Below are 2831 nucleotides of genomic sequence, written 5' to 3' on the forward strand. Positions count from 1 at the left end.
CGTTGCGGAAGGCGGTCTGACGGTGGCGGCCATCCACGGTATCCGTATCTACGCCGCTGCCCCGCGCCGCGAGGGAATTGTCCGGTCGCTCGAAGGGGCCGGCGCTGTTTCGGCATCGGCGGAGGATGCCGAACGTGCCCGGATTCACGCGTTCCGGCCTCGCTTCGGGGTCGATTTTACGGAGGCTACGCTGCCCCAGGAAACCCAGCAAATGCAGGCGCTGCACTTTCAGAAGGGCTGTTATCTCGGTCAGGAGATTGTCGAGCGCGTACGCTCGCGGGGTCACATCAACAAGCAGTTAGTCGCCATGGAATTCGAAGGCCATATAGCGCCCGAGCCGGGCGCGGACGTTCTGGCAGATATGAAAGCTACCGGAGAAGTTACTTCCGCGGCTTACTCGCCGAGGTTAGGAAAAGTACGCGCGCTTGGATATGTGCGGGTGCCTAACGATCAATCCGGTACGGTGATCGAGGCAGAACATATCGCGGGGAGAGTGGTTTAGATTCGGGGCCGGCGGAGGAGCCTGCTATGAAACGAGCGGCGTTTACTGTTTCGTGTTTCGTTTTCACGTTTCTTGCAATGGCAACGAGAGACGCGATCGCTCAACCCTTTGCCTACGTCGCCAACCAGGGATCGAACTCGATTTCCGGATACACGATCGATCCGGAGTCGGGTGCTCTTACCGAGCTTCCTTCCTCGCCGTTTCAAGCGGGAAGCGGTCCCGCGTCGATCCAGTTCACGAATCCGGCAAGGTTCGCTTATGTTGCAAACTCCGGTGAAAGTACGGTATCCGGATATAGCCTGAATGGGACGAACGGCGTCCTGACACCGATCGCGGGTTCCCCGTATCCAACGGACGCGAGCCCCCTCGCGGTAGCTATCTCACCTTCGGGAAAATATCTATATACAGCCAACTTCGCAGGCGATGTCTCCGCATTCAGCATCGATGGGGAAACCGGCGAACTAACTCCCGTTGCAGGTTCTCCTTTCCACATAGGCGCCAATGAAGGCGCCGAGGCGCTTGCATTTACTCCGTCGGGAGCGTACCTCTATGTTTCCAGCAATCCGTTTTCGCCCGGTCCCTTTGGATATGTGACGGGGTTTGCAGCCAATGCCGACGGGTCACTTACGCAAATCGCAGGATCGCCCTTCACCACCGGCGTACCTCCCGGCGGACTTGTCGTCTCACCGTCTGGGGTTTTTGTACGTCCCTGCCCCCGGCAATACGGACATCTACATCTATAGCATCAATAGCGCTACGGGCGCGCTCACTTGGGTTGGGGTTACAAGTGTTGGAAGTATCCCTCAAGTTACCGAAGTGACGACGAGCTCAGGCGAGTATCTGTGTGGAGGCGGAGGAATTCTCACGAGCGTTATTGACTGTTATCTGATCAACACGTCTACGGGCGCACTGATGGGCGGGACAGGTGATTATGCCGGCCCGGATCCCTCATTTGTGGTGGCGTCGCGTTCCGCTAAGTTCTTGTACGTGGCCGACAACCAGGGCAGCGAAGTTTCCGGTTATTCGATCGACGCGGCTGCAAACACGCTTCCGGCGATCTCCGGGTCGCCGTTCGCCACAGGGAGCCGTCCGGCGTCCATCGCGCTGGCGGACCCCGCGGTGAGCGAGTGCGGCGCTCTCAATGTGTCGAGCGAGGTGACTTTCACGCCCGGCCCTTACACGCGGCAAGCGCCGGGATCGGACTTATTCGACGAGACGCTGACGATTACAAACGGAGTCACCGATTTACTCGGGCCTTTGTATGTTGTATTGCTTGGGCTTCCGAGCGCGACAACGACTCTATCGGGCACTTACGAAGGACTCTCGACGACTTACTGCTTTTCGGCGGCAGGCAACTACGTAGTCCCTATCGATTCGCTGCTGCCGGCGGGCCATCACGATACGCTGCACCCGAATGAGGCGGTGTCCGTACCATTTGTATTCCAGGCGACGGAAAACGGCCATGCTGCTCCACCGTCAGGCTATGAGGCGAAGTTGATCCGCGGAAAGCTGGATAAGTAGCCGGGCTATAAGCCCGGATCGAAACCAAGATCAAAGTCCTCAGCCGGATCGACGATTTCCTTGAGCAGCACGTCGACGGTTCGCTCCACCCGGCCATCCGCCGTGAAGTGAATGCCGCACTCTTTCTCCATGCCGTTCTCCCACCACCAGCGTCCCGCGCGTTCATCTTCGCCCGGAGCCGGCGCGCGCGTGCAGGGTCCGCAGCCGATGCTGGTGTATCCGCGCGCATAGAGCGGATGCACCGGAACATGGTGTTCAGCGATGTAGTCTTCGATATCCTGGCGCGACCAGTCGAGAAGCGGGCTGATTTTCACCAGGTCTGACGAGCGGTCGATCAGCGGAAGTGAAGCACGCGCGGCGCTTTGTCCGCGGCGCAAGCCCACCATGTAAGCCCGGAATCCTTTCAGCTTGCGGCCCAGCGGGCGCACTTTGCGGATCTTGCAGCAGAGCATCCGGAGCGCCGGGTCGCGCAGGAACAGATTGGGGCCGTGCCTGGTGACCATGGCTTCCAGTTCACCGGTTTCGGGCGAAACGGTCTCCACCTGGATCCCGTAGTGCGCCCGGATCATCTCGATCATTTCGTAGCTTTCGGCGGGGAGACGGCCCGTGTCGAGCGTGAACACGCGAACTTTGGGGTTCACCTGCAACGCCATGTCGAGAATGACGGCGCCGGTCTTCTGGAAGCTGGTACAGACGGCGAGGTCCTGACCGTATTCCTGAGCTGCCCAATGGACGACGTCTTCCGCCGTAGACGTGGCGATCATGGTTGTACAGATGGCGGTAATGTCGATTGGGATGCGGGTGTTTC

4 protein-coding genes are annotated in these 2831 nt (G+C 59.4%); 3 read left to right on the top strand and 1 reads right to left on the bottom strand.

Annotation, left to right across the window (positions count from 1 at the left end; genetic code table 11):
• From ygfZ to H1Y01_RS08735, 3 genes are all read left to right on the top strand, one after another.
• A partial coding sequence (ygfZ, locus tag H1Y01_RS08725) for a CAF17-like 4Fe-4S cluster assembly/insertion protein YgfZ (RefSeq protein ID WP_301331913.1) occupies positions 1 to 502 on the top strand: 502 nt, incomplete at its 5' end.
• Positions 503 to 528: 26 nt separating this feature from the next.
• The gene (locus H1Y01_RS08730) at positions 529 to 1245 is read left to right on the top strand and encodes a lactonase family protein (protein ID WP_180540056.1); all 717 of its coding nucleotides are present in this window, start codon (positions 529 to 531) and stop codon (positions 1243 to 1245) included.
• Positions 1246 to 1318: 73 nt separating this feature from the next.
• On the top strand, positions 1319 to 2023 hold the full coding sequence (locus tag H1Y01_RS08735) for a hypothetical protein (protein ID WP_180540057.1): 705 nt from the start codon (positions 1319 to 1321) through the stop codon (positions 2021 to 2023).
• A gap of 5 nt (positions 2024 to 2028) precedes the next feature.
• Here the strand turns inward: H1Y01_RS08735 and H1Y01_RS08740 are convergent.
• The coding region (locus H1Y01_RS08740) for a phosphoadenylyl-sulfate reductase (protein WP_219341397.1) at positions 2029 to 2831 on the bottom strand (803 nt) is incomplete at its 5' end.

The organism is Nevskia soli (assembly GCF_903970205.1).
Classification (GTDB): Bacteria; Acidobacteriota; Terriglobia; order Bryobacterales; family Bryobacteraceae; genus Bog-113.